This window comes from Microbacterium sp. W4I4 (assembly GCF_030816235.1).
Lineage (GTDB): Bacteria > Actinomycetota > Actinomycetes > Actinomycetales > Microbacteriaceae > Microbacterium.
The window spans coordinates 943,778-969,181 of record NZ_JAUSXT010000001.1; the positions used below are offsets into that span (position 1 = coordinate 943,778).

At 68.3% G+C, this 25,404-nt stretch carries 25 protein-coding genes; 15 read left to right on the top strand and 10 right to left on the bottom strand.

Annotated features, from left to right (window positions below; genetic code table 11):
* The first annotated feature begins 60 nt into the window (after window positions 1-60).
* Complete coding sequence (locus QF046_RS04530; RefSeq protein WP_307366654.1) at window positions 61-3,732, top strand: multifunctional oxoglutarate decarboxylase/oxoglutarate dehydrogenase thiamine pyrophosphate-binding subunit/dihydrolipoyllysine-residue succinyltransferase subunit; 3,672 nt, start codon at window positions 61-63, stop codon at window positions 3,730-3,732.
* A gap of 104 nt (window positions 3,733-3,836) precedes the next feature.
* On the opposite strand, the gene QF046_RS04535 is transcribed toward QF046_RS04530, so the two are convergent.
* From QF046_RS04535 to QF046_RS04545, 3 genes are read right to left on the bottom strand one after another with little or no spacing between them, the layout of a single operon-like run.
* Window positions 3,837-5,138: a GNAT family N-acetyltransferase gene (locus tag QF046_RS04535; RefSeq protein ID WP_307366656.1), complete on the bottom strand. Its 1,302-nt coding sequence runs from the start codon at window positions 5,136-5,138 to the stop codon at window positions 3,837-3,839.
* Between the two features lie 35 nt (window positions 5,139-5,173).
* On the bottom strand, window positions 5,174-5,419 hold the full coding sequence (locus QF046_RS04540) for a zf-HC2 domain-containing protein (RefSeq protein WP_307366658.1): 246 nt from the start codon (window positions 5,417-5,419) through the stop codon (window positions 5,174-5,176).
* The gene (locus QF046_RS04545; protein ID WP_373425658.1) at window positions 5,416-6,084 is read right to left on the bottom strand and encodes a sigma-70 family RNA polymerase sigma factor; all 669 of its coding nucleotides are present in this window, start codon (window positions 6,082-6,084) and stop codon (window positions 5,416-5,418) included. The genes QF046_RS04540 and QF046_RS04545 overlap by 4 nt, the downstream gene beginning before the upstream one ends.
* Before the next feature lie 49 nt (window positions 6,085-6,133).
* Here QF046_RS04545 and aroA point away from each other — a divergent pair, with 49 nt between their 5' ends.
* Genes aroA through bcp form a run of 3 tightly spaced genes read left to right on the top strand, consistent with a single transcriptional unit; the run spans window position 6,134 to window position 9,003 of the window.
* Window positions 6,134-7,459, top strand: a complete 1,326-nt coding sequence (gene aroA, locus QF046_RS04550; RefSeq protein ID WP_307366662.1) for a 3-phosphoshikimate 1-carboxyvinyltransferase — start codon at window positions 6,134-6,136, stop codon at window positions 7,457-7,459.
* Window positions 7,456-8,517: a ribosome small subunit-dependent GTPase A gene (rsgA, locus tag QF046_RS04555; protein WP_307366665.1), complete on the top strand. Its 1,062-nt coding sequence runs from the start codon at window positions 7,456-7,458 to the stop codon at window positions 8,515-8,517. The genes aroA and rsgA overlap by 4 nt, the downstream gene beginning before the upstream one ends.
* 18 nt (window positions 8,518-8,535) lie before the next feature.
* Window positions 8,536-9,003 carry a thioredoxin-dependent thiol peroxidase gene (bcp, locus tag QF046_RS04560; RefSeq protein WP_307372706.1) on the top strand — a complete coding sequence of 156 codons (468 nt, stop codon included), beginning with the start codon at window positions 8,536-8,538 and terminating at the stop codon, window positions 9,001-9,003.
* Between the two features lie 9 nt (window positions 9,004-9,012).
* Here bcp and QF046_RS04565 read toward each other — a convergent pair whose 3' ends face one another.
* Entirely contained in the window at window positions 9,013-9,423 is a 411-nt protein-coding gene (locus tag QF046_RS04565) for a hypothetical protein (RefSeq protein ID WP_307366667.1), read from the bottom strand.
* Between the two features lie 205 nt (window positions 9,424-9,628).
* Here QF046_RS04565 and QF046_RS04570 point away from each other — a divergent pair, with 205 nt between their 5' ends.
* Entirely contained in the window at window positions 9,629-9,877 is a 249-nt protein-coding gene (locus tag QF046_RS04570; protein WP_071641453.1) for a WhiB family transcriptional regulator, read from the top strand.
* 62 nt (window positions 9,878-9,939) lie between these two features.
* On the opposite strand, the gene QF046_RS04575 is transcribed toward QF046_RS04570, so the two are convergent.
* Window positions 9,940-11,412, bottom strand: coding sequence for a sensor histidine kinase (locus tag QF046_RS04575; RefSeq protein ID WP_307366674.1), 1,473 nt, complete (start codon window positions 11,410-11,412; stop codon window positions 9,940-9,942).
* 49 nt (window positions 11,413-11,461) lie between these two features.
* Window positions 11,462-11,857 carry an Rv3235 family protein gene (locus QF046_RS04580; protein ID WP_307366676.1) on the bottom strand — a complete coding sequence of 132 codons (396 nt, stop codon included), beginning with the start codon at window positions 11,855-11,857 and terminating at the stop codon, window positions 11,462-11,464.
* 155 nt (window positions 11,858-12,012) lie between these two features.
* On the opposite strand from QF046_RS04580, the gene QF046_RS04585 reads away from it, so the two are divergent.
* Window positions 12,013-12,366 carry a hypothetical protein gene (locus QF046_RS04585; RefSeq protein ID WP_307366678.1) on the top strand — a complete coding sequence of 118 codons (354 nt, stop codon included), beginning with the start codon at window positions 12,013-12,015 and terminating at the stop codon, window positions 12,364-12,366.
* Window positions 12,367-12,370: 4 nt separating this feature from the next.
* Window positions 12,371-12,610 (top strand): hypothetical protein, encoded by a 240-nt coding sequence (locus QF046_RS04590; RefSeq protein WP_307366680.1) that lies wholly within the window; start codon window positions 12,371-12,373, stop codon window positions 12,608-12,610.
* A 28-nt stretch (window positions 12,611-12,638) separates the two neighbouring features.
* Here the strand turns inward: QF046_RS04590 and QF046_RS04595 are convergent, their stop codons facing one another.
* Complete coding sequence (locus tag QF046_RS04595; RefSeq protein WP_307366682.1) at window positions 12,639-12,917, bottom strand: helix-turn-helix domain-containing protein; 279 nt, start codon at window positions 12,915-12,917, stop codon at window positions 12,639-12,641.
* A gap of 97 nt (window positions 12,918-13,014) precedes the next feature.
* On the opposite strand from QF046_RS04595, the gene QF046_RS04600 reads away from it, so the two are divergent.
* Together QF046_RS04600 and QF046_RS04605 are read left to right on the top strand one after the other, a co-directional pair.
* Window positions 13,015-13,629 carry a hypothetical protein gene (locus QF046_RS04600; RefSeq protein WP_307366684.1) on the top strand — a complete coding sequence of 205 codons (615 nt, stop codon included), beginning with the start codon at window positions 13,015-13,017 and terminating at the stop codon, window positions 13,627-13,629.
* Entirely contained in the window at window positions 13,626-14,831 is a 1,206-nt protein-coding gene (locus tag QF046_RS04605) for a P-loop NTPase (protein ID WP_307366686.1), read from the top strand. Before QF046_RS04600 ends, QF046_RS04605 begins: the two co-directional genes overlap by 4 nt.
* On the opposite strand, the gene QF046_RS04610 is transcribed toward QF046_RS04605, so the two are convergent.
* From QF046_RS04610 to QF046_RS04620, 3 genes are read right to left on the bottom strand one after another with little or no spacing between them, the layout of a single operon-like run.
* A complete protein-coding gene (locus tag QF046_RS04610) occupies window positions 14,779-16,002 on the bottom strand; it encodes a pyridoxal phosphate-dependent aminotransferase (RefSeq protein ID WP_307366688.1) in 1,224 nt (407 codons plus the stop codon). The genes QF046_RS04605 and QF046_RS04610 overlap by 53 nt on opposite strands.
* A gap of 53 nt (window positions 16,003-16,055) precedes the next feature.
* On the bottom strand, window positions 16,056-16,730 hold the full coding sequence (locus QF046_RS04615; RefSeq protein WP_307366691.1) for a GntR family transcriptional regulator: 675 nt from the start codon (window positions 16,728-16,730) through the stop codon (window positions 16,056-16,058).
* 34 nt (window positions 16,731-16,764) lie between these two features.
* On the bottom strand, window positions 16,765-17,763 hold the full coding sequence (locus QF046_RS04620; protein ID WP_307366694.1) for a carbamate kinase: 999 nt from the start codon (window positions 17,761-17,763) through the stop codon (window positions 16,765-16,767).
* 147 nt (window positions 17,764-17,910) lie between these two features.
* On the opposite strand from QF046_RS04620, the gene QF046_RS04625 reads away from it, so the two are divergent.
* Genes QF046_RS04625 through QF046_RS04650 form a run of 6 tightly spaced genes read left to right on the top strand, consistent with a single transcriptional unit; the run spans window position 17,911 to window position 25,326 of the window.
* Window positions 17,911-18,855, top strand: coding sequence for a DUF2877 domain-containing protein (locus QF046_RS04625; protein WP_307366697.1), 945 nt, complete (start codon window positions 17,911-17,913; stop codon window positions 18,853-18,855).
* Window positions 18,855-20,147 carry a cytosine permease gene (locus tag QF046_RS04630; RefSeq protein WP_307366699.1) on the top strand — a complete coding sequence of 431 codons (1,293 nt, stop codon included), beginning with the start codon at window positions 18,855-18,857 and terminating at the stop codon, window positions 20,145-20,147. Before QF046_RS04625 ends, QF046_RS04630 begins: the two co-directional genes overlap by 1 nt.
* Complete coding sequence (locus QF046_RS04635; protein WP_307366701.1) at window positions 20,144-20,749, top strand: ankyrin repeat domain-containing protein; 606 nt, start codon at window positions 20,144-20,146, stop codon at window positions 20,747-20,749. The genes QF046_RS04630 and QF046_RS04635 overlap by 4 nt, the downstream gene beginning before the upstream one ends.
* A 22-nt stretch (window positions 20,750-20,771) precedes the next feature.
* On the top strand, window positions 20,772-22,322 hold the full coding sequence (gene fdrA / locus QF046_RS04640; RefSeq protein WP_307366704.1) for an acyl-CoA synthetase FdrA: 1,551 nt from the start codon (window positions 20,772-20,774) through the stop codon (window positions 22,320-22,322).
* Window positions 22,319-23,743 (top strand): DUF1116 domain-containing protein, encoded by a 1,425-nt coding sequence (locus QF046_RS04645; protein ID WP_307366706.1) that lies wholly within the window; start codon window positions 22,319-22,321, stop codon window positions 23,741-23,743. Before fdrA ends, QF046_RS04645 begins: the two co-directional genes overlap by 4 nt.
* Window positions 23,740-25,326 (top strand): hypothetical protein, encoded by a 1,587-nt coding sequence (locus tag QF046_RS04650; RefSeq protein ID WP_307366708.1) that lies wholly within the window; start codon window positions 23,740-23,742, stop codon window positions 25,324-25,326. Before QF046_RS04645 ends, QF046_RS04650 begins: the two co-directional genes overlap by 4 nt.
* Window positions 25,327-25,404 lie beyond the last annotated feature (78 nt).

The following is a 25,404-nucleotide window of genomic DNA, read 5'->3' on the forward strand; positions in this document are numbered from 1 at the left end:
GACGCACTCTCGCTGTCGAGTCGCATTCACAGCTTCAGTGACGAAAGAGGGCGGTAGAGCGTGTCGAACCAGGTGACCGGCGTCGGCGGCGACGGGGGGTTCGGAGCCAATTCCTGGCTCGTGGACGAGCTGTACGTGCAGTTCAAGCAGGATCGCAACTCCGTCGACAAGGAGTGGTGGCCGATCCTGGAGAACTACACCCCGGATTCCACCGCGCAGACGACATCGCCGCAGGCTGCTTCCGCACAGGTGATCAGCCCCGTCACCGCACCGATTCCGGTGATCGGCGCGCAGCCGGTCGCCCGCACCACCGCCAAGCCCGCCAAGCAGGCGCCGATCCCCGCCCAGGCGCCGAAGCCGCAGGCGAAGGAGGAGGCCGCTCCCACTGACGAGGAGAAGGTCACCCCGCTGCGCGGCATGCCCAAGACCCTCGCGGCGAACATGGACCAGTCGCTGAGCGTGCCCACCGCGACCAGCGTGCGCACGATCCCGGCGAAGCTGATGATCGACAACCGCATCGTCATCAACAACCACATGTCGCGCACGCGCGGCGGCAAGGTGAGCTTCACGCACCTGATCGGCTGGGCGCTGATCCAGACGCTCAAGGAGTTCCCCAGCCAGAACGTCTTCTACGCCGAGATCGACGGCAAGCCGTCGGTGGTGGCGCCCGCGCACGTGAACCTCGGCATCGCCGTCGACATCCCCAAGCCCGACGGCACCCGCGCCCTGCTGGTCCCCAGCATCAAGCGCGCCGACACGATGTCGTTCAGCGAATACCTCATCGCGTACGAGGACCTGATCTCCCGCGCCCGGAGCAACAAGCTGACCGCCGCCGACTTCGCCGGCACCACGGTCTCGCTGACCAACCCCGGCGGCATCGGCACCGTGCACTCGGTGCCCCGCCTCATGAAGGGCCAGGGCTGCATCATCGGCGCCGGCGCCCTGGACTACCCGGCCGAGTTCCAGGGTTCGAGCGCCAAGACGCTCACCGAGCTGGGCATCGGCAAGACGATCACGCTGACCAGCACCTACGACCACCGCGTCATCCAGGGTGCAGGCTCCGGCGAGTTCCTCAAGAAGGTGCACGAGCTGCTGATCGGCGAGCGCGGCTTCTACGACGACATCTTCGCCGCCCTGCGCATCCCGTACCAGCCGATCCGCTGGAACGCGGACATCGCGGTCGACCTCGCCGAGCGCGTGGACAAGCAGGCGCGCGTGCAGGAGCTCATCAACTCCTACCGCGTGCGCGGTCACCTGATGGCCGACATCGACCCGCTGGAGTACGTGCAGCGCTCGCACCCCGATCTCGAGATCGAGAGCCACGGCCTGACCTTCTGGGACCTGGACCGCGAGTTCGTGACCGGCGGCTTCGGCGGCAAGCGCGTGATGAAGCTGCGCGACATCCTCGGCGTCCTGCGCGACTCGTACTGCCGCACGCTCGGCATCGAGTACATGCACATCCAGGACCCCGCCCAGCGTCGCTGGTTCCAGGAGAAGGTCGAGGTCAAGTACGTCAAGCCCGGCCACGACGAGCAGCTGCGCGTGCTGAGCAAGCTGAACGAGGCCGAGGCCTTCGAGACGTTCCTGCAGACGAAGTTCGTCGGTCAGAAGCGCTTCTCCCTGGAGGGCGGCGAGTCGCTGATCCCGCTGCTGGACGAGATCCTGCAGGGCGCCGCGGGCGCAGGCCTGGACGGCGCCGCGATCGGCATGGCCCACCGCGGTCGCCTCAACGTGCTCACCAACATCGCCGGCAAGACGTACGGTCAGGTGTTCCGCGAGTTCGAGGGTTCGCTGACGCCGGGCAACCAGCGCGGCTCCGGCGATGTGAAGTACCACCTGGGCACCGAGGGCACCTTCATCGCCGAGGACGGCGCCGAATTGCCCGTGCACCTGGCCGCCAATCCCTCGCACCTCGAGACCGTCGACGGCGTGCTCGAGGGCATCGTCCGCGCCAAGCAGGACCGCAAGCCCATCGGCACCTTCGCCTGGCTGCCGATCCTCGTGCACGGCGACGCGGCCTTCGCAGGGCAGGGCGTGGTCGTCGAGACGCTGCAGATGTCGCAGCTGCGCGGTTATCGCACCGGCGGCACGGTGCACGTGGTGGTCAACAACCAGGTCGGCTTCACCACGCTGCCGACCGATTCGCGCACCTCGGTGTACTCCACCGATGTCGCCAAGACCATCCAGGCGCCGATCTTCCACGTGAACGGCGACGACCCGGAGTCGGTCATCCACGTCGCACAGCTCGCGTTCGAATACCGCGAGCGCTTCCACAGCGATGTCGTGATCGACCTGGTCTGCTACCGCCGCCGCGGTCACAACGAGGGCGATGACCCGTCGATGACCCAGCCGCTGATGACCGACCTCATCCAGGCCAAGCGCTCGGTCCGCAAGCTCTACACCGAGGCTCTCGTCGGACGCGGTGACATCACCGAAGAGGAGTACGAGCAGGCGAAGGACGACTTCCAGCGACGTCTGGAGGTCGCGTTCGCCGAGACACACGCCGCCGAGACCGGCGCGACGCCGATCGCTCCTGAGCTGACCCCGGTCGACGACCAGATCGGCTCCCCGGATGTGACGGGCGTCCCGCTCGAGGTGATCCACCTCATCGGCGACGCGCACGCGAACAAGCCCGACGGGTTCACCGTGCACTCCAAGCTGCAGCAGCAGCTCGACAAGCGCCAGACGATGAGCCGCGAGGGCGGCATCGACTGGGGCTTCGGTGAGCTGCTCGCCTTCGGCTCGCTGCTCGTCGAGGGCACGCCGGTGCGCCTGGCCGGACAGGACTCGCGCCGAGGCACCTTCGTGCAGCGTCACGCCGTGCTGCACGATCGCAGCAACGGCCAGGAATGGCTCCCGCTGGCCAACCTCTCCGACAGTCAGGGTCGCTTCTTCGTCTACGACTCGCTGCTCAGCGAATACGCGGCGCTCGGTTTCGAGTACGGCTACTCGGTCGAGAACACCGAGTCGCTCGTGCTCTGGGAGGCGCAGTTCGGCGACTTCGTCAACGGCGCGCAGTCGGTGATCGACGAGTACGTCTCCGCCGCCGAGCAGAAATGGGGTCAGCAGTCCGGCGTCGTGATGCTGCTGCCGCACGGCTACGAGGGTCAGGGGCCCGACCACTCCTCCGCCCGCATGGAGCGCTTCCTGCAGCTGTGCGCACAGGAGAACATGATCGTGGCGCGTCCGTCGACGCCCGCATCGTACTTCCATCTGCTGCGTCGTCAGGCGTATGCCCGGCCGCGCAAGCCGCTGATCGTGTTCACGCCGAAGGCCATGCTGCGTCTGCGTGGTGCGACCAGTCAGGTCGAGGACTTCACGCAGGGACGCTTCGAACCGGTGATCGACGATGACCGTGGTCTGGACCGCGCTGCCGTCAAGCGCGTGCTCGTGCACGCCGGCAAGATCCACTGGGATCTGCGCAGCGAGCTGGACAAGAACCCGAACCCCGAGGTCGCCCTCGTGCGTCTCGAGCAGTTCTACCCGACCCCGATCGACGCGCTGAAGGCGATCACGGACTCGTACCCGAACGCCGAGCTCGTGTGGGTGCAGGATGAGCCCGAGAATCAGGGCGCATGGCCGTTCCTGGCACTCGCGTTCAAGGATGTGCCCGGCGATCGTCAGTTCCGCGCTGTCTCGCGTCCGGCCGCGGCGTCGCCCGCCACCGGTTCGTCGAAGGTGCACGCGACCGAGCAGGTCGAGCTGCTGAAGACCGCGCTGACGCTGGGCTGAGCCCGAGTCTCACCGAAAGGATGCCGTCCCTCGCTTGGAGGGGCGGCATCCTTCGTCTCCGGCGGAGGCCACCTCGCCTCCCTGCGCTGCTGTCCGACGGACGCTCAGTACCAGATGCTGACGAAGGGTGCGGGATCGGTGTGCAGTGCATGGCTCAGCGCCGACACCGCATCCGCTTCCCCGTTGACGCGTCCCGCGGCCGCGAGCTGACTCAACGGCACTCCCCCGGCGTACACGGTCGACAACTCCGCCACGCCCAGAGTCACATCCGCGGCAGCGGTCGTCTCCTCGACGGATGCCGCGCCCGAGGCGTCCACGCGGACGCGCCAGGCGCCGTCGGCGAACCCGTAGGGGTCGGTGACGCGCAGGACCACGTCCGCTGGTCCCGCGAAACGACGTCCCCGCAGGGCGGCCGGCACGTCCAGCAGCCGCAGCCAGCCGTGATCGTGCAGGGCGACCTCGACCGAGCGCTGGTCTGCCACGAGGTGCAGGATGGGATCGTCTGTGGGGCGCAATGCGGACTCCACCCGGTCGACCAGGTCATGGTTCACGGCGAAGCCCCACAGCGCGCGCTGCGCCTCGTCCGTCTCCGCCACCAGGTGGCGGATCGTCATCGTGCTGTGGTGGGAGTTCGGAGGCTCCTGCAAGCTGAAGGACATCGCACCGCGCAGCCTGCCGTCGGCATCCAGGTAGCGGATGCCGCGCACGGCCGCGTCCGTCTTGGCGCCGTCCGCGGTGATCCCCGCCAGGCCGAGCCAGCGGCGACTCCATCCGGGGATCTGCCCGGTGCGCGCGGATCGCGCCCTCTCATGCACGGCGTCGAGGTCGATCGCGAGCAGCGCCTTGTCCACGTACTCCAGCCGACCGGGAGCGGCGGGCGCCGCCCATCCGGCCGTCCGGGTGTCGACGACGACTCGAGCGGCCTGGATCGCCGGGCCGAAGCCGTAGCGTCCGTAGATGGTCGCCTCGGTGACCGTGAGCCCCGCCATCGGGATCCCGGCCGAAGCCGCCGCGCGCAGCTCGCCCTCGAGCAGTCCGCGGGCGATCCCGCGGCGTCGGTGGGTCGCCGAGACGGTGACCATGCTGATGGCCCACATGGGGATGCTGCCGCCGGGCACGGTCATGTCCGCCACCCAGGAGTTCACGGTGCCGACGGGAAGCTCGTCGGCCTCCGCGCCCTGCGGATACACACCGACATTGCGTCGTTCGGCCCAGGTGGCCCGCATCTCGGTGATCTCCGCGAACGTGGGCTCGGCACCGAGGAAGCCGCGCTGGGTGGCGCGGGCGAATCGGGCCGACTCGTCCTCGTCCGAGATGTCGACGACGCGGTACTCGTACCCGCCGTCCTTCAGCCTCTCCGCGGAGGTCGCGTCTGCGGGTACTGTGCGCGCGTCTGTCGAAGTCACCCGCCCAGACTACTCAGGGCGGGACGAGCGGGCGGTCAGTGGGACGAGGCCTGTGCGACCTTCAGTCGTGCGAAGACCTGCTCGCGCAGCTCTTCGGGTGCGGTCTCGCGGCACGCGCGCGCGATGACCTCGGTCAGTGTCGTGGCGACGAGCGCCTCGTCCTTGCAGGACTGGCAGTTCTCGAGGTGCTCGCGGATCTCGGTGTGCTCGGTGTTGCACACCTCGTTGCGGAGGTACTCCTCCAGGTCACGACGGGCCTTGTCACAGCCGCAGTCACTCATTTCTCGCTCCTCGATCTGGCGCCGGCGATCCCTCGCTCGGCGGCATAGTCCGCCAGCAGCTCCCGCAGCATCCGCCTGCCCCTGTGCAGACGGCTCATGACGGTGCCGATGGGTGTCTTCATGATGTCGGCGATCTCCTGGTAGGAGAATCCCTCGACGTCGGCGAGGTACACGGCCAGACGGAAGTCCTCCGGCACCTCCTGCAGTGCATCCTTGACGACGGATGCGGGCATGCGATCGATCGCCTCGGCCTCGGCCGAGCGGCTGTGCGTGGCGGTGGTGGATTCCGCCCCGCCCATCTGCCAGTCCTCGAGCTCGTCGATCGTGCCCTGGTACGGCTCGCGCTGCCGCTTGCGATAGATGTTGATGTATGTGTTGGTGAGGATGCGGTACAGCCACGCCTTGAGGTTGGTGCCCTGCGAGAACGACGACCATGCCGCGAACGCCTTCACGAAGGTCTCCTGCACCAGGTCAGCGGCGTCGGCCGGGTTGCGCGTCATGCGCATGGCCGCCGCGTAGAGCTGATCCATGAAGGGGATCGCCTGCTCCTCGAAATCGCGTCGAGGATCGCCGGATACTGTGTCGTCCATCACCGGCCAGTCTAGGCGGGCGAGTGGGTCGGCACTGGATATGTCTCTCTCACGGCGTATCAGCGTCGCCTGCATCGGTCACCTCCCTCTCCGCGTGTCGCGGGCTTCACTAGGCTAAGAACCGATGAGCACTCAACGGTATTCCCCTTCCCCGCCTCGGGGTGCGTACATCGCACCGGGCAGCGACCTGCCCGTGCACGCCTCCGTGAGCATTCCGGGCTCGAAATCCCTCACGAATCGCGAGCTGATGATCGCCGCGATCGCAGACGGCCCTGGTCTCCTCGTGCGACCGCTGCACTCCGATGACTCCCGCCGCATGGTCGAGGCGCTTCGTCAGCTCGGCGTCGGCATCGAGGAGGTGCCGTCCGATGGCGAGTTCGGTCCCGACCTACGGGTCACGCCCGCTCCCCTGCACGGCGGGGTGACGATCCACTGCGGTCAGGCCGGCACGGTGATGCGCTTCATCGCCCCTCTGGCCGGTCTCGCCTCCGACGACGTGCACGTGACGGCGGACGCGAACGCGCTGCACCGCCCCATGGGTGCGCTGATCACCGGACTGCGCGATCTGGGCGTCGACGTCGACGACGAGGGCACCTGGTCGCTGCCGTTCACCATCCGCGGTCACGGCCGCATCCGCGGCGGACGTCTCGAGATCGACGCGTCCGACTCCAGTCAGTTCGTCTCGGGACTGCTGCTGGCGGCTCCCCGCTTCGACGTCGGCCTGCACCTGGTGCACACCGGCGACCACCTGCCGAGCCTGCCGCACATCGACATGACCATCGAGTCGCTCAGCCGTCGTGGCATCCGCATCGAGCGCCCCGCGGTCGGCGAGTGGCTCGTCGAGGCCGGCGTCCCGCGCGCCAAGGACGTCGCCATCGAGCCGGATCTGTCCAATGCCGCGCCGTTCGTGGCGGCGGCGCTGGTCACCGGCGGTGAGGTAACCGTCGGCGGCTGGCCGCTGCACTCCACCCAGCCAGGCGCCCTGCTGCCCGACATCCTGCATGCCATGGGTGCGCACACGACTCGACACGGCGGTGCACTGACCGTCCGCGCCGGCGACGGCATCCGCGGTCTGGATCTCGATCTGTCGGCCGCGAGCGAGTTGACCCCGACGATCGTCGGCCTGGCGGCGTTCGCCGACGCCCCGACCACGATCCGCGGCGTCGGCCACATCCGCACGCACGAGACCGATCGCATCGCCGCTCTGATCGGAAACCTGCGGGCCCTCGGCGGCGAGGCCGAGGAGCTGCCGGACGGACTGCGCGTCATCCCGCGCACGCTGCACGGCGGCACGTGGCCCGCGCATCACGATCACCGCATGGCGACCACGGGGGCTCTGATCGGCCTGCGCGTGCCCGGAGTCGAGATCGACGACATCGGCACGACGACCAAGACGCTGCCCGAGTTCACGATGCTGTGGGAGCGGATGCTGAGGGGCACCCGCGCGTGAGCTGGCTGGGCGACGACGATGAGCTCGACGACTTCGAGGAGTTCGACGAGGGCAGCATCCGCACGCGTCCCAACCCGAAGGCCAACCGACCGCGCACCAAGCGCCGCCCGGCCCATGAGGACGCCCGCATCGGCCGGATCCTCGGCGTCGACCGCGGGCGCTACAGCGTCCTGATCGACGAGGGCCGGACCGACGAGCGCATGGTGACGTCGACGAGGGCACGCGAGTTGCGGCGCACCCCGATCGTCACCGGCGATCTCGCGCGCGTGGTCGGCGACACCTCCGGAGACGAGGGCACGCTCTCCCGCATCGTCGGACTCGTGGATCGCACCTCGCTGCTGCGCCGCAGCGCCGATGACACCGACCAGGTCGAGCGGGTGATCGTCGCCAACGCCGATCAGATGCTCATCGTCGTCGCGGCGGCCGACCCCGAGCCGCGCACACGTCTCGTGGACCGCTACCTGGTCGCTGCGCTGGATGCCGGCATCCGCCCGCTCCTGGTCGTCACCAAGACCGATCTGGCCGATCCGGCGGCCTTCCTCTCGCACTTCGACGGTCTCGACCTCACGGTGTTCACGAGCGCTCGCGGGCAGATGCCGGTGGACGAGATCGGCGCAGAGCTGATCGGACGCTCGACGGTCTTCGTGGGACACTCCGGCGTGGGCAAGTCGACCCTGGTGAATGCTCTCGTCCCGGGCGCAGGGCGCGCCACAGGCCACGTCAACGAGGTCACCGGGCGCGGACGTCACACCTCCTCCTCCACGGTCTCCCTGCGCTACACGACGCCGAACGGCAGCGGCTGGGTCATCGACACACCCGGGGTGCGGTCGTTCGGTCTCGGACACGTCGATCCCGCCAACATCCTCGCCGCCTACACGGAACTCGCAGAGATCGCCGAGGAATGTCCGCGCGGGTGCACGCACTTGCCGGATGCCGAGGACTGCGCCCTCAACGAGGCCGCCGCCGCAGGGCGGCTGAGCGACACCGGGAAGGACCGTCTTGAGTCGCTGCAGCGCCTGCTCACGACCTTCGGAGACTCGCCGCGATCCGGCGGATAGGCTGAGCGAGTGACCACCATGCGCCTGGAACCCGGTACCCCTGCTCCCGACTTCACCCTCTCCGATCAGGACGGCTCCCGCGTCTCGCTGGCGGATCTGCGCGGCCGGAAGGTCATCCTGTACTTCTATCCCGCCGCGATGACCCCGGGCTGCACCACGCAGGCCTGCGACTTCCGCGACAGCATCTCCTCGCTGCAGGGCGCCGGCTACACCGTGATCGGCGTCTCCCGCGACGAGCCGGCCAAGCTGCGCGAGTTCCGCGAGCGCGACGCACTGACCTTCGAGCTGCTCAGCGATCCCGATCACGCCGTGCACACGGCCTACGGCGTCTGGGGCGAGAAGATGAACTACGGCAAGGTCATCGAGGGTGTGATCCGCTCGACTTTCGTCATCGACGAGCAGGGCGTGATCGAGCTCGCCCAGTACAACGTCAAGGCCACCGGCCATGTGGCGCGACTGCGCAAGACCCTCGGCATCGACGCCTGACGCGCGTCGTCAGTCGTCGTCGCGCTCGGGCCTGTGAAGACGGGGGTCCGATGCACCGTCGCGGCGGGTGGCAGCGATCAGCAGCGCCAGTCCGACGACGCCTGCGCCGCCGACCACCAGCGCGAACAGCCACGGCGTGGGCTGGATGCTGAGGGACGCCAATGCGAGGGCGATGGCGAGCACCTGGAAGAGGATGCCGCCTGAGCGGGCCCAGGACGCACGGCGCAGCGTTCCGAAGGCGAAGGCGAACAGGGCCGCCGCGCCGATCAGCGTCAGCACGATCAGCGCCACCCCACTGGCCGGCGACGACGCGTCTCCGGAGCCGAGAGCGAACAGTTCGACGAGGGTGATCACCGCCAGTGCCGCGCCTTCGAGAGCAAGGACTCCGGCCGCGAAAGCGGCAGGTCCGGAACGGCGCATGCGCGCACTCCTCCCAAGAGTTGTCAGAAAACCCTTGATTTCAGATTGTTTCTGTAACAAACTAGTAAAAGCCATGTGCTCCCACATCGGAGTGGGGCGGGTCAATCGCCCGCAAGACCAGGGTAGCGGAATCCCGATCCGTCCCCGAACTCGAGTGCCGCATCTGCGGCCGCCCACACCGAACACATCACTCTGAGGAGCCTCAATGGACTGGCGCGATAAAGCGGCCTGCCTGACCGTCGACCCCGAACTGTTCTTCCCCGTCGGGAACACCGGTCCGGCCGTCGATCAGATCGAGAAGGCGAAGGCCGTCTGCGCCACCTGCACCGTCACGGAGATCTGCCTGCAGTACGCCCTGGAGTCCGGCCAGGACTCGGGCGTGTGGGGCGGGCTCTCGGAGGACGAGCGCCGCGCTCTCAAGCGTCGTGCGGCTCGCGCGCGCCGCGCCGGCTGACACCGACCTGAACGAAGAGGCGCCGGCGGGGATCTCCCCGCCGGCGCCTCTTCGCATCCGTGTCAGGCCGTGATCCACCGCATCGGGATGTCGATGGTCACCTCGGTGCCCTCGCCTTCGCGGCCCTTCCATTCGATGGTGCCGCTGAGCTCGCCTTGGATCAGGGTCCGCACGATCTGGGTGCCCAGTCCCTGGCCCACCCTGCCGTCGACGAGACCGTGGCCGGTGTCGATCACCTTCACCCGCAGCTGCTCCGACGTGCGGACGGCTTCGATGCGCACGATGCCCTCCCGGCCCGCCAGGCCGTGCTCGACCGCATTGGTCACCACTTCGGTGAGCGCGAGGGCGAGCGGAGTCGCGTACTCGCTCGGGAGAACCCCGAAGCGTCCCTCCAACTGCGTGCGTGCTCGCGTGTTGGGCGCTGCGGCGACCTCGGCGACGAGCTTGAGCACCCGATCGAAGACCTCGTCGAAGTCGACGGTCTGCGACAGTCCGCTGGCGAGCGTGTCGTGCACGACCGCGATGGCCTCCACCCGACGCATCGCCTGGGTCAGTGCCTCGCGCGCCTCATCGGAGTGGGTGCGGCGCGCCTGGATGCGCAGCAGCGACCCGACGGTCTGCAGGTTGTTCTTGACGCGGTGGTGGATCTCGCGGATCGTGGCGTCCTTGGTGATCAGCTCCTGCTCCTGATGCCGGAGCTCGGACACGTCCCGGCAGAGGACGATCGCACCGATCCGGGTGCCATGGTCCTTCAGCGGGATGGCGCGCAGAGACACGGTCACGCCGCGCGCCTCCATATCGGTGCGCCAAGGAGCACGTCCGGTCACGACGACCGGCAGCGACTCGTCCACCTGCCGCGAGGGCGGGATGATCCTGGTGGTCACTTCGGCGAGGGACTCCCCCTCCAGCTCGTCATCGAAGCCCATCCGGTTGAAGGCGGACAGCGCGTTCGGGCTGGCGAAGGTGGTGATACCGTCGACGTCCAGTCGAATCAGTCCGTCCGATGCGCGGGGAGCGCCACGACGAGGTGCGGTGGGAGCTGCGAGGTCGGGGAACTCGCCCGAGGTGATCATGCGGAACAGGTCGCTCGCGCACTCGTCGAAGCTGATCTGCTGGCGCGACGGCATCCGCGCCTCGCCGAGGTTCGTGTGCCGGGTCAGGACGCCCAGGATGACCCGGTCCCCCTGGTTGCGCATGATCGGCACCGCACGGACCCTGGTCGGTATCTCCTCGAACCAGTCCGGTGAGGAGGAATCGACGATCGCGCCGGACTCGAACGCGGACTGCACCTGCGTGCGCCACTGGGGCCGCACCTTCTCGCCGACGATGTCGCGGTAGAAGAGCGTGGCCGCACCGCTGGGTCGGGAATGCGTCACGGCGACGAACGAGCCGTCGGAGGTCTGGATCCACATCACGATGTCTGCCGAGGCGAGGTCGGCGAGCAGCTGACCGTCACCGGCGAGTCGGTGGAGCCATTCCACGTCGGCGTCGGTCAGGATGCCTTGGGCGTGGACGAGATCACTGAGCGTTGACACTCGTTCAGCCTACTGGGGTCGATCGTGTGGTCGCGGAGACCCGTCGCCCTCAGAGAACCGCGAACGAGCTGGCCCGCCACCTGCTGTCGAGCCCTTCCAGGCGGATCGCGACGGCCCGTGTGCGGCCCGGTCCCGCCACGACGACGACCGCCTCGACGATGCCGTCGGCGGGTGCGCTCTCCCGGATCGAGAGGATCTCGAATGTCGGCCTGGTGGGAGCGACGCCGCGCGCACTGCGGGCACGGGCGGAGAGGTTGGCCCGTGCGGCAAGCGCGCGGAAGGCGTCCTCGCTGAGCCAGCGCGCCAGCTGCTCGACGTCACGGACGCCCGCGAGCACCTCGAGAGCTCCTTGCGTGAGACTCCGCAGCAGCGGGATCGGGTCGGGCAGCTGCGCAGCCGAGGTGGGCTGCGGCTCGAAGTACTCACTCGACGTCGTCGTCATCATCCGCGTTCCCCCCGGCCCGTGGCAGTTCATAGATAAAAGTGCGCGTAACGATTTCCCTTGCAGTGAACCATGGCTCGGCGCGCGGAGAAACCCCCTTTTTCGGATCTGTGGATAACTTCCCCGCCGGATGCCGCCCCTCGCCTACCCTCGGAAAGGTGGAATGGGAGCACCTCTTCGAAGACCTCGAGGGTCAGCTCGCTGCGGAGTGGGAGTCCGAGCGAGCGGCGCTGGATGCCGAGTCCGAGCGCCTGCGCATCTCGAAGCTGACCCTGCATGAGCGCTTGCGCACCATGGCGGCCGACACCCCTCGACTGCTGCTCGAGCTCGTCGGCGGGGAGCGCTGGGACACGACGCTGCGCGCCATCGGGCGCCGACTGGGTCGGCGTTCAGGCGGACGGGGACGCGCGGATGCGGGTGGTGCCCCTGACGGCGGTGGAGGCGATCGGCGCCGACCACGGCACCCTTCTCGCCGGGCTCGCATCGGATGCCGCCCCGGCGGGGCTGCGTGAGCGGATGACGTTCGGCTTCGTGCTGCGCGATCTCGCCCGCCGGCGCACGCCTGTGACGATCGCCCGGCACGGCTCGGATCCTCAGCACGGCACGATCGACCGGGCCGGCGCCGATCACCTGGATCTCGCCCTGCACGATCCGCACGAGCCCCGTCGGGCGCGGGCGGTGCGCGGCTTCCGCCTCGTCTCCTTCACGGCCGTCACCTGGGTGCGCATCGAGGACGGCACGTCCAGCGCGCTCTGAGAGAGATGACGAGTGCCCAGCGGGGGTCTCAGTCCCGTCGATACGGTGTGGTGCCCCACAGCTCTGGGAAGCTGGCCTCGTTCGCCTGCCGCCACAGTGCCATGCGCCTGGCCTCCTCGGACTGCTCCGAGAGGTACTCGGCGAGGCTGGACTCCTCGACGCGCCAGCGCGCCGGCGACCCGAGCTGCGACCCGCGCAGGCGTCCGTGCTGCACGAGGTCGATGACTTCATCGACTTCGATGCAGAGAAGCTCGGCGACCTGCGCGGGTGCGAGGAAGCGCGGAGCCGACTCGGATGGTTCGGGCATGTCCTCATTGTCCCCTGCCGGAGGCTTCGTTTCCGCTGAGAATCAGCCCTGTGGATAACTTTCTCGGGACATCCTCGGAATCTGTGACCATTGCAGCATGATGCACGCACGTGCCCGCCGTCCCTTCTTCGGCGATCTCCGCTTCCTGGTCGGCCTCGCGCTGGTCGTCGTCTCGATCGCCGGCGTCTGGCTGCTGGTCTCCTCTTCGCGTCAGACGACCCCGCTCCTTCAGGCGACGCGCACGATCCTTCCCGGCGAGGTCATCGATTCGGCGGACTTCCAGATCGTCGAGGTGGGGCTCGGAACTCTCACCGGTGCGTACCTGGCGCCGCAGGATGTCGACCCGCACTCGATCGCCACGAGGACGCTCCCGAAGGGCGAGCTCGTGCCGCTGTCGGCCATCGGCGATCAGGACGACTCCCGCACCACGACGGTCGTGGTCAGCAGCACCGTCCTGCCCGAGGGGGTGCGGGCGGGGACGGTCGTCGAACTGTGGCATTCGCCGCTGCTCGAGGACGGGAAGACCCTCGATGCGCCACGGGTCCTGGTCGGCGACGCGGTCGTGGCCGCCGTGGCCGAAGCAGACGGCATGCTCAGCCAGAGCCGCACGGACGTGGAGGTCGTCATCGACCGCTCCGAGGTCGCGGACGTGCTCGCCGCGATCGCGAGCGGTTCGGTCGTCTCGATCATCCCCGCAGGGGCGGGCTCATGACCTCCGTCGTGATCGTCGCCCCTGGCGAGGACGCCGCGATGATGGCATCCGATCTCGAACTCGAAGGCGTCGACGTCCGCCGAATCGATCCTTCCGGGCTGCGCGATGTCGCGCTGGCGGAGGTGGATGCGCTTCTGATCGCAATGACTCGCGGAGCGCTCACCCCCGATCTGGTGAGCTCGTGCGATCGTGCCGGGGTGCGGATCCTCCCCATCGGGGATGCCGATTCCCGGATCGTCTCGCGATTCGGGCTGGGTGCGCCCCTCCCCTACGACACTCCCGCGTGGCGGATCGTCCAGCTGCTGGCATCGGCGCCCGAGATCTCGGATGCCGCCCCGCAGCGGCCCTCCCGTGTGCTCGCCGTCTGGGGAGCGCACGGGGCGCCCGGCCGCTCCACCGTGGCGATCCAGCTGGCCGTGGAGCTGTCCCGGGCGGGCCGACGCACGGCGCTGGTGGATGCCGACAGCGTGGCCCCGTCCATCGCCCTGCAGCTCGGCCTGGGCGACGACGCACCCGGGCTCGCCGCCGCCTGCCGGCGCGCGGAGCTCGGCACCCTGGACGCTGCCGAACTGTCGCGTCTGTCCTCACCGGTGGAGACGTCCGGCGGGACCCTCGAGGTCCTCGGCGGCTTGAACCGACCCGGCAGATGGCCCGAGCTCGGTGCAGCACGAGTGCGCACGACGCTCGCCGCATGCCGCACCTGGGTCGACGAGACCGTCGTGGACGTGTCCGCCGAGTTCGAGGAGGACGACGACCCCCTCGACCCGGGAGCGCCGGCCAGGCACGCGGCGACCGCGTCAGCCCTGATGGAAGCGGATGCCGTGGTGGCGGTGCTCTCCGCCGATCCTCTGGGTGTCAGCCGCTTCGTCCGCGGTTACGCCGAGCTGAAGCACCTCGTGAGCGGCACGCCGATCACCGTGGTCGCGAATCGCGTGCGTCCCGGACCGCTCGGCATCGATGCACGCGGCCAGGTCCGCCGCACACTCGACCGGTTCGCGGGGATCGAGGACGTGTCGTTCCTGCCCGAGGACCAGCGCGCCGCGGATGCAGCGGCGCTGCATGCCAGGGCGATCGCCGATGTGTCGCCGCGATCGCCGCTGGTGTCGGCCGTGCGTCGCGTGGCCTCAGGTCTGCGGCCACGCGACGAAGTCACTGCCGGTAACTCGCGAGGAAGTTCCCGAGCCGCTCGACGGCTTCGCTGAGGACTCGGGGCTCGGGCAGGGTGACGACGCGCAGATGGTCGGGGTTCGGCCAGTTGAAGCCGGTGCCCTGCACCATCAGGATCTTCTCGGACACCAGGAGGTCGTAGACGAGCTTCGCGTCGTCGCGGATCTCGTGCACGTTCGGGTCCAGCCTCGGGAACGCGTACAGCGCGCCTTCCGGCTTCACGCAGCTCACCCCGGGAATCGCCTCCAGCCCGCGCCACGCGATGTCACGCTGCTCGTGGAGACGTCCGGACGGCGCGATGAGCGCATCGATCGACTGCACCCCGCCGAGGGCCGCCTGCACGGCGTGCTGGGCGGGGACGTTCGGGCACAGCCGTGTCGAGGCGAGCAGGGTGATGCCCTCCAGGAAGCCGTGCGCATGGGACTTCGGCCCGGTGATCACGACCCAGCCCGAGCGGAATCCGGCGACGCGGTAGGTCTTGGACAGGCCGTTGAAGGTCAGACACAGCAGATCGGGCGCAAGCGTCGCGGTGGGGATGTGCTTCGCATCGTCGAAGAGGATCCGGTCGTAGATCTCATCCGAGAGCAGCAGCAGCTGATTCTCTCGCGCGATCTGCACCAGCCCTTCCAGCACCTCGCGCGAGTACACCGCGCCGGTGGGATTGTTCGGGTTGATGATGACGATCGCCTTCGTCTGGGGCGTCACCTTCGCGCGGATGTCCTCGAGGTCCGGCTGCCAGCCGTTGTCCTCGTCGCACAGGTAGTGCACCGGGGTGCCACCGGCGAGGGAGGTCATCGCCGTCCACAGCGGGTAGTCCGGCGCGGGGATCAGGACCTCGTCGCCCTCGTCGAGCAGCGCCTGCATGACCATCGTGATCAGCTCCGACACGCCGTTGCCGAGATAGACGTCATCGGGGTCGAAGCGGGGGAAATCCGGGATCTCCTCGTAACGGCTCACCACGGCGCGACGCGCGGAGATGATGCCCTTGCTGTCGCTGTAGCCGTGCGCGGTCGGCAGCGCGGCGAGCATGTCGCGCACGATCTGGTGCGGTGCTTCGAAGCCGAAGGTGGCGGGATTGCCGGTGTTCAGCTTGAGGATCTGATGTCCTTCGGCCTCCAGGCGCGCGGCCTCGACCAGTGCCTTGCCCCTGATCTCGTAGAGAACGTTCTTGAGCTTGGACGACTGGTCCAGTGTGCGCCTGGTCATCCGCCCAGGATACCGGGGCACGGGCAGCGCACGACGACGCCGCGGGCAGGAGCTCAGGTCGCGGCGGCCCGCGATGCCACCGGTCGCAGACTCACGGCGTGCGCAAGGCGCTCCTGACGACTGCTCTCGACATGCGCCCGTGCCAACGCGCTCGCCCGATCGCCGTCGCGATCGCGAACGGCCTCGTAAAGCGCGACGTGCTCGTCAGCGATGTGCTCCAGGTCGTCGTGCTGGACCAGCGACCAGCGCAGTCGACTGCGAATGCTGCCCATCAGGTCACCGAGCAGACGATTGTCGGCCAGCTGCACCGCGACCTCGTGGAAGTCGGCCGCCGCGCGGCGCGAGGTCACGCTGTCCTCGAGGCGTGCGCTCGCCTGCTCGGCATCCAGGACGTCCTTGAGCCGCTGGAGATCCTCGCGCCGATGACGCTCCGCGGCAAGTCGGAAGGCCATCGGTTCGAGGACCTCCCTGACCTCGTCGAGATCGGCGAGGTCGGCTGCGGTGAACTCGCGGACGATCGCCCAGGTACGCGGGCGCAGCTCGACGAGGCCTTCGCCGTCGAGGAGCTTCAGCGCGTCGCGGACCGGCACACGGCTGACGCCGAACTCGGTGGCGAGATCGCGCTCGGTGAGCTTGCTGCCGGGCGGGCGCTCGCCGTCGAGGATCGAGTCGCGCAGCCATGTGGCGACCCGACTCGATTCCAGTTCGCGTTCTTCTGCTCCGGTCACAGGATCATCTTCGCATCTCGGCCGTGCTCGCCGGTCACGCCTTCTTGGCGAGCGCCTTCTCCGCCGGTGCCTTCTCGGCCGGAGCCTTCTCGACCGGAGCCTTCTCCACCCAGCGGATGCCCTCCGCCAGCGTCGGCACGATCTCGGTGCCGATCTTGCGGGCGAGCAGGTCGTCGAGCCGGTCCAGCGGTCCGATGAGCGTGCGCCCTCCTGCGCGTGCCACGCGGATCGCCGCGTCGATCTTGGGCTGCATGGACCCCTCGGCGAACTTCATCGCGGCGACGGCGTCCGCCGAGGCCGTGTGGATGTCGCGCTGCTCGGGCGTGCCCCAGTTCTCGCTGACGTAGTCGCCGTCGGTGAGCATGATCAGCGTGTCGGCGCCGATGTCAGCGGCGAGCGCTGCGGAGGCGAGGTCCTTGTCGACGACGGCCTGGACGCCGATGTGGCGGCCCTGCGAGTCGGCGCGCACGGGCACGCCGCCGCCGCCGACGCAGACTGCGAGGCTGCCCGCTTCGAGCAGGCGGCGGATCAGCGGCGCCTGGACGATGGCGACGGGGTTCGGCGAGGGCACGACGCGGCGGAACGCCTCGCCATCCTTCGCGATGGTCCATCGGTACTCGGCGGCGGCCTCGGCTGCGTCGTGCGCGGAGTACTGGGGCCCGATGAGCTTGGTGGGGCGGTCGAAGGCCGGGTCGGACTCGTCGACGACCGTGGTGGTGATGATCCCGGCCACCTCGCGCTCGCCGCCCAGGGCGTTCGAGAGCTCCTGCTGCACGACGTAGCCGATCATTCCCTGCGTCTCGGCACCGAGGATGTCGAGGGGGTAGGCCGCGACGTCCTGGTAGGCGAGGTTCTGCAGTGCGAGCAGGCCGACCTGCGGCCCGTTGCCGTGCGTGATGACCATCTCGTTGTCGCGTGCGAGCGATGCCAGCGCGATACAGGCCGAGCGGACGTTGCTCCGCAGGTACTCGGCGGTCATCGGCTCGCCACGACGTGCGAGGGCGTTGCCTCCCAGTGCCACTACGACGCGCATGTTCTCTCCCTTGTTGAAACCGTTCTGGTATGCCAGATTAGTAAATGGTATTCCATTTCTTTAAATGGTATACCTAGATGCAACACATTCACAGCATCCGCATCTCGGCCACCACACCGGGTGCGCGGATGCCACGGAGAGAAGACGATGACCCCCGTCGCACCCCTCGTCGCGTTTCGCGCGACCACCTGGGATGCTGCGCTTGAGGAGACGCTCTCACGCGCCGCTGAGCACAGGCGGGTGTCCGGCGTTCCCGCGATCGTGCATTCGGTCCACCAGCGCGTCCTCAACATCCTGGTCGACGGTGCACTGATCGCCGTCGCGCATGACGACCTCGACGACGCCCCGTCGACGATCCGCACCGAAGTCTCGAACTGGGCCGCTCGGGGCGTCGCGCAGGGCGCCCCGGTGCACATCGACGCCACGGGCATCCGGATCCCCGCGGCCGACGGCACGACCATCGCGATCGACCTCTCCCCCGACGCGGCATGGACGCCGGCACCGGTCGACCTCTCCGCACTCACCGTCGACGACATCGACGCAGCGCTGCACATCCTCTCCGACTTCACGGCCCCCCAGGCGATGACCGACTTCGGCCGCGCCGCGGCCGCGCCGATCGCCGAGCGGCTCGACGCCCTCCGCCATGCGCTGCTGGCCGGTCCGCCCGCCCCCATCACCGCGGCGAGCGAACGGCTGATCGGACTCGGCGAGGGACTCACCCCGACCGGTGACGACATCCTCACCGGATTCGCCTTCCTCGCCGCCCAGCCGGGCATGCATGGCGCGGGACGCCTCACCGCGATCGAGGACGCCGTGCGCGGGGCTGACGATCTGACCGGCCTGCTCAGCCTCACCACCATGCGCCACGCGCTGCGGGGCCGCGGGCGGCAGTGCCTGCACGATCTCGCGGCGGCCGTCGAAGCCGGCGACGCGCAGTGGCTGCGCACCGCGGCAGCGCTCATCCAGAACATCGGGCACACCTCGGGCGCCGACATCCTCACCGGTGTGCGCATCGCCCTCGAAATCGAGTGCGCGCTGCGCGCGGCTCCGGACACGACCACCCCCCATCTCATCGACGAGAAGGAAAACTGATGACCACGACGACCGTCGCCGAAACCACCGCCGCCTCCGAGTTCGAGCACGAACCCGTGCCGTTGAGTCACCGCAAGTCGCTGTTCAGCGTCTCGGCGGTGTGGTTCGGGTTCCCGATGATCATCACCAACGCCATCCCTGGCGGCATGATGGTCGCCTCTCTCGGCTTCTGGCGCGGCGTCGCAGCGATCCTCGTCGCCAACGTGCTGATGATGGTCTACGTCAGCCTGCTCAGCTGGCGCGCCGGCCGCACCGGCAAGAGCTTCGCTCTGCAGGCCATCGAGACCTTCGGCACTGCGGGCTACATCATCGCCTCCGGCTTCCTGTCCACGGTGGTCATCGGCTGGTTCGCGTTCAACACAGGCAACACCGGCGCGACCCTGCACCTGGCGTTCGGCTGGAACGAAACTCTCATGGCCGCACTCGCCGGTCTGGTGTTCATCGGCGTCACGTATCTGGGCATCCGCGCCCTGTCGGTGCTCGGCGCCATAGCCGCGCCGCTGTTCGTGGTGGCCGTCGTCATCGCCATCGTGATCGCCTCCACCAAATACGACTTCGCTGCGATCTGGTCGTTCCAGGGCAGCACCGACCCGGCCGTCACCGCCATCTCCTTCGGCGCGGCCGTGACCGCCATCATGGCGACCTTCCTCGACTCCGGCACTATGACCGCCGACTTCACACGGTGGTCGAAGAACGGCCGTGAAGCGGTGCTCGCAACCCTGACCGCCTTCCCGATCGCCAGCGTCGTCTCCCAGGTCTCGGGTGGGATCTTCGTCGCCGCCGGCGCGCTGATCGTCGACGGCAACTTCTCCACGATCCTCACCAGCACCGGCTCACCGTGGCTGAACGTGTTCCTGCTGATCTTCGTCGCGATCAACCTGGGCTCCGTCGCCACGCACTGCCTGTACAACGGCGCGCTGGGCTGGTCGCATATCGCGAAGTCGACCATGCGCGTCTTCACGCTCGTGCTCGGCGTCATCGGCGTCATCGCCGCCATGCTCGGCGTCTGGTACTACTTCGCCCCCTGGCTTGCGCTGCTCGGGGTGATCGTGCCGCCGATGGGCGCCGTGCTCATCGTCGACCAGATCTTCATGGCTCGCCGCAACGAGGGCCGGGCGGAGCGGAGGTTCCGCAGCAGCGCCTTCATCGCCTGGGCGATCGGCGCCGCGTTCGCGCTGCTCTCCCACAACCTGGCCCCGGAGTTCTCGGACGCCGTCGTCGGCCTCGTCGTCGGCGGCCTGGCGTACTGGGCGATCGAAAACCTCTCACGAAAGAAGGAGCTCACCAGATGACAGACAACGGCGCGGACCAGCGCTATCTGGACGCGGCAGCGGCCGGCGACCTGGAGGCCGTCAAGGCCGCCCTGGCCGACGGCGCGGACAAGGACGCCGTCGATCACGAGGAGGCGAGCGCCATCCTGCTCGCGACCCGCGGCCGGTACCTGGACGTCGTGCGGGCGCTGATCGCGGAGGGCGTCGACATCGACGCCCAGGATCAGACCTGCTTCAACCCCTTCATCCATGGCTGCATCTTCGACGACCTCGAGATCGTGCAGCTCATGGTCGAGGCCGGCACCGATCTCAAGCGACTCACCCGCATGGGCGGCAACGGTCTGACCCCGGCTGCGGAGAAGGGGCACCTCGAGGTGGTGCGCTACCTGCTCGAGAACACCCGCATCAACGTCAATCTGACCAACAACCTGGGCTGGACCGCCCTGATCGAGACGATCATCCTCGGCGACGGCGGACCGGTGCGCCAGCAGACCGTCGAACTGCTGCTCGCGCACGGCGCGAAGCCCGGCATGACCGACGAGTGGGGCGTCTCCCCCGTCGAGCTGGCTCGCAAGCGCGGCTTCGACGAGATCGTCGCCATCCTCGAGCGCCACCAGGCCTGACACCTCTCCCGAAAGGATCACGATGACCAGACACATCGAAATCAGGAAGAACACCTACGTCGACTCCGTCTCGCTCATGTCCATGAGCACGAAGGCGAACGCCGTCGAAGGCGTCACCCAGGCGCTGCTGGGCATGGCGACCCCGATGAACAAGGAGGTGCTCCTCAACGTCGGCGTCTCCGACCCCGCGGTCGACGCGGCCAAGCCGAGCGATCTGATGATCGTCATCGACGCGTCCGACGACACCATCGAGGCGGCGATCCAGGCGGTCGACGACATCCTCGCCCGCAAGAACAAGGGATCGGCGGATGCCGCCGAGGTGCGCTACCGCACGCTCGACGGCGCCTTCACCGAGGTGACGGATGCCAACCTCGTGCTCATCTCGGTCAACGGCGCGTTCGCGGCCCGTGAGGCGCGCAAGGCCCTCAACGCCGGAAAGCACGTCATGATCTTCTCGGACAACGTGTCGTTGGAGGACGAGCTCGCACTGAAGACGCTGGCACATGACAAGGGTCTGCTCGTGATGGGCCCGGACTGCGGCACCGCCATCATCAACGGAGTCGGACTCGCGTTCGCGAACGCGGTCCGCCGTGGGAGCATCGGCATCGTCGGCGCCTCCGGCACCGGCAGCCAGGAGCTCTCCGTGCGCATCCACGACTTCGGCGGCGGCGTGTCGCAGCTGCTCGGCACGGGCGGTCGCGACCTTTCCGCCGAGATCGGCGGCATCTCCATGATCGACGGCATCCGCGCACTCGACGCCGACCCCGAGACCTCGGTCATCGTCGTCGTGTCCAAGCCCCCGGCAGAAGAGGTCGCCGACAAGGTCCTCGCCGTCGCGGGCGCCGCCTCCAAGCCGGTGATCGTCAACTTCCTCGGCTCGAAGCGCACCGAGTCCGGCCACGCGAACGTGACGATGACTTCCGGGACCAAGCCCGCAGCCCTCGCCGCGGTGCTGGCCACAGGCGTCGACGAGTCGACGCTGGACCTGCACGCGCTGAACATCCCGCTGATCGAGGAGGTGCGCGCCAAGCTCGCCCCCGAACAGAAGTACGTGCGCGGTCTGTTCTGCGGCGGCACGCTGTGCGACGAGGCGATGTTCGCCGCACTCGACAAGTACGAGAACGTGTACTCCAACATCCAGAAGGACCCGGCGTACACGATCGGCGCGACCGAGCCGTCTCGCGAGCACACCTTCCTCGACATGGGCGACGACGACTTCACCAACGGGCGTCCGCACCCCATGATCGACCCGAGCATGCGCCTTCAGCGCCTCGCCCAGGAGGCCGAGGACCCCGAGGTGGGCGTCATCGCGATGGACTTCATCGTGGGCTTCGGCTCGCATGAGGACCCCGTCGGCGTGACCATCCCCGCCATCACCGCAGCCAAGGAGAAGGCCGCCGCGCGCGGTCAGCACCTGGAGATCCTCGGCTACGTGCTCGGCACCGACCTGGACACCCCGGCCGTGACCGAGCAGGTCGCCATGCTCGAGGCCGCCGGTGTGACCATCTCCTCCTCCTCCACCAACCTCGGGCTGCTGGCCCGCGAATTCGTCGCGAAGGGTGACAACCGATGAGTGTCAACGATCTTTTCCAGACCGATCTGAGGCCGGTGAACCTGGGCCTCGACATGTTCGCCGACGACATGAAGGCGCAGGGCGTCGATCCTGTGCTGATGGACTGGACCCCGCCGGGTGGTGGCGATCCCGAGGTCATCGCCGCGCTCAGCCGCCTCGAGGATCCCGCCGTGGCGGAGCGCATCGACGCGGCCAACCAGGTCGCGCTCGATCGCATCCTGACCGCTCAGCCGTTCCTGGAGGGCTTCGGCCAGGCGATCGACGTCGTCCCCGGGATGACGGCGAAGACGATCCTGCACGCCGGTCCCCCGATCGAGTTCCCCCGCATGTCCGGTCCGATGAAGGGCGCCGTCACCGGTGCGCTGGTCTTCGAAGGCCTCGCGAAGGACGTCGACGAGGCGTTCGAACTCGCGGCATCCGGCGAGATCACCTTCTCGCCGTGCCACGAGCACCAGTCGGTCGGCTCCATGGCCGGTGTGACCAGTGCCAGCATGTGGATGCATCAGGTGACCAACCGCACCCACGGCAACACCGCGTACACCAACCTGTCCGAGCAGCTCTCGAAGATCCTGCGCTTCGGAGCCAACGACCAGTCGGTCATCGACCGCCTGAACTGGATGCGCGACGTGTTCGGACCTGTGCTCTCCGGCGCCATGGCGCTGAACACCGACGGACTCGACCTGCGGCTCATGCTGTCGCAGGCGCTGCACATGGGAGACGAGGCGCACAACCGCAACGTCGCCGGCACCACGCTGCTCATCCAGGCGCTCGCGCCGTACATCCTCGAGACCGACTTCACCACGAAGGAGAAGCGCGAGGTGTTCGACTTCGTCGCCTCCTCGGACTACTTCTCCGGCCCGACCTGGATGGTCGCGGCTAAGGCGGCGATGGATGCGGCCAACGGAGTCGAGGACTCCACGATCGTCACCACCATGGCCCGCAACGGCGTCGATTTCGGCATCCGCGTCTCCGGCACCGGCTCGCAGTGGTTCACCGGTCCCGCCCAGCAGGTCATCGGTCCCATGTTCGCCGGGTACACCCCCGAGGACTCGGGTCTGGACATGGGCGACTCGGCCATCACCGAGACGTTCGGCATCGGCGGCTTCGCGATGGCGGCAGCGCCCGCGATCGTCGCCCTCGTAGGCGGCACGGTCGATGACGCGATGGGCTACTCGCGGACGATGAACGCGATCACCACGGGCAACAACCCGAACATCACCATCCCCGCCCTGGACTTCATGGGCGTGCCCAGCGGCATCGACGTGCGCAAGGTGATGGAGACCGGCATCCTGCCGATCATCAACACCGCGATCGCGCACAAGGATCCCGGAATCGGCATGATCGGCGCCGGCATCACGCATCCGCCCGTCGAGGCGTTCCAGCAGGCGCTGCGCGCCCTTTCCGACGGGATCGCAGCATGACCGCGGTCGCGCCCGCAGCGGCATCGACACAATTGCACTGGTGGAGGCGCGGTGACATCGCGGCCTTCTTCGCGCTGTTCACCAACAACCTCACCAACCTCATCACCTTCACGGCGCTGCTGACGATGGCAGGGCTGCCCATCTCGATCGTCGTCGGGCGGATCGCCCCGGCGTTCGGCCTGGCGATCCTGATCACGTCATCGATGTACGTCTGGTTCGCCCGGCGTCTGGCGGCGAAGGAGGGCCGCGGTGATGTCGTGGCGCTCCCCTCGGGTCCGAGTGCGCCCTCGATCTTCACTGTCACGTTCCTCGTGATCCTGCCGGTGTACTCGTCGACGCAGAATGCCGAACTGGCCATCGCCATTGCACTGGTCTGGGGCTTCCTCGAGGGACTGATCCTGTTCGTCGGATCTTTCTTCGGCGATCTGCTGCGCCGTGCCGTGCCGCGCTCGGTGCTGCTGGCCTGCCTTGCCGGCCTCGGACTGCTGCTGCTGGCGATGAACCCGATGCTGCAGGCGTTCCAGTTCCCCGTGGTCGCCTTCATCGTTCTGGTGATCGTGTTCATGAACTGGTTCGGCCGCTCGCCGTTCCTGGGCAAGGTCCCCACCGGTCTGCTGCTGCTGATCGTGGGTACTGCGTCCGCATGGGCGTTCGGACTGCAGAGCCCCGAGGCTGTGCAGACGGCACTGACGAATGCCGGCTTCCACCCGCCGCAGGTGGCCATCGGCAGCTTCGTCGAGGGTCTTGCGCACGCAGGTCCGTACCTCGCATCCGCCGTGCCGCTCGCGCTCGCGAACTACGTCTTCGACCTGGAGAACATCGAGGCCGCCGAGGCCGCCGGCGACCACTACAAGGCGCGCCCGGTGATGCTTGTCAACGGCGGCGCGACGATGATCGGCGCGCTGCTCGGCAACCCCTACCCCGTCACCGTGTACATCGGCCACACCGCGTACAAGGAGATGGGTGCGGGGATCGGCTACACCCTCGCCAACGGCATCACGATGTTCGTCGTCGGACTGCTCGGCCTGAGCTCGCTGCTGCTCTCGATCGTCCCGATGGCGGCGATCGCCCCGATCCTCATCTACATCGGCGTCGTCACCGCCAACCAGGCGGTGCGCGAGACGCCGAAGGTCGAGATCCCGGTGATCTTCATCGCCCTGTTCCCCTGGATCGCCAACTGGGCGAACAGTCTGGTGGGCAACGTACTGAAGTCCGTGGGCACGAACGCCGGCGAGGTCGGAGCGGACGCACTGAACGCCGCCGGCACGTACTATTCCGGAATCGCCAACCTCGGCAACGGCGCCCCGCTGTCGTCGCTGCTGTGGGGGATGATCGCGATCTTCGCGATCCGGAACAAGCCCATCAACGGCATCATCGTCAGCGTCCTTGCGGCGATCGTCGCCTTCTTCGGCATCATCCACGCTCCGGTTCCCGCCGTCGGCGGGGAGACGCAGACGATGTTCATGGTCGCCTACCTGATGGTGGCCGCGCTGTTCCTGGCGAAGTGGATCCAGGACCGGGTGACGAAGGAGACTGTTTCCTTCGCCGCCCATGAAGAACTCACGATGTCGGCGCTCCGCTGAGCGTCGGCGACTGAGACACCACCGTCGCGCCCGGGGAGACGCACCGCTCCCCGGGCGCGACGTATACCCTCAATCTCG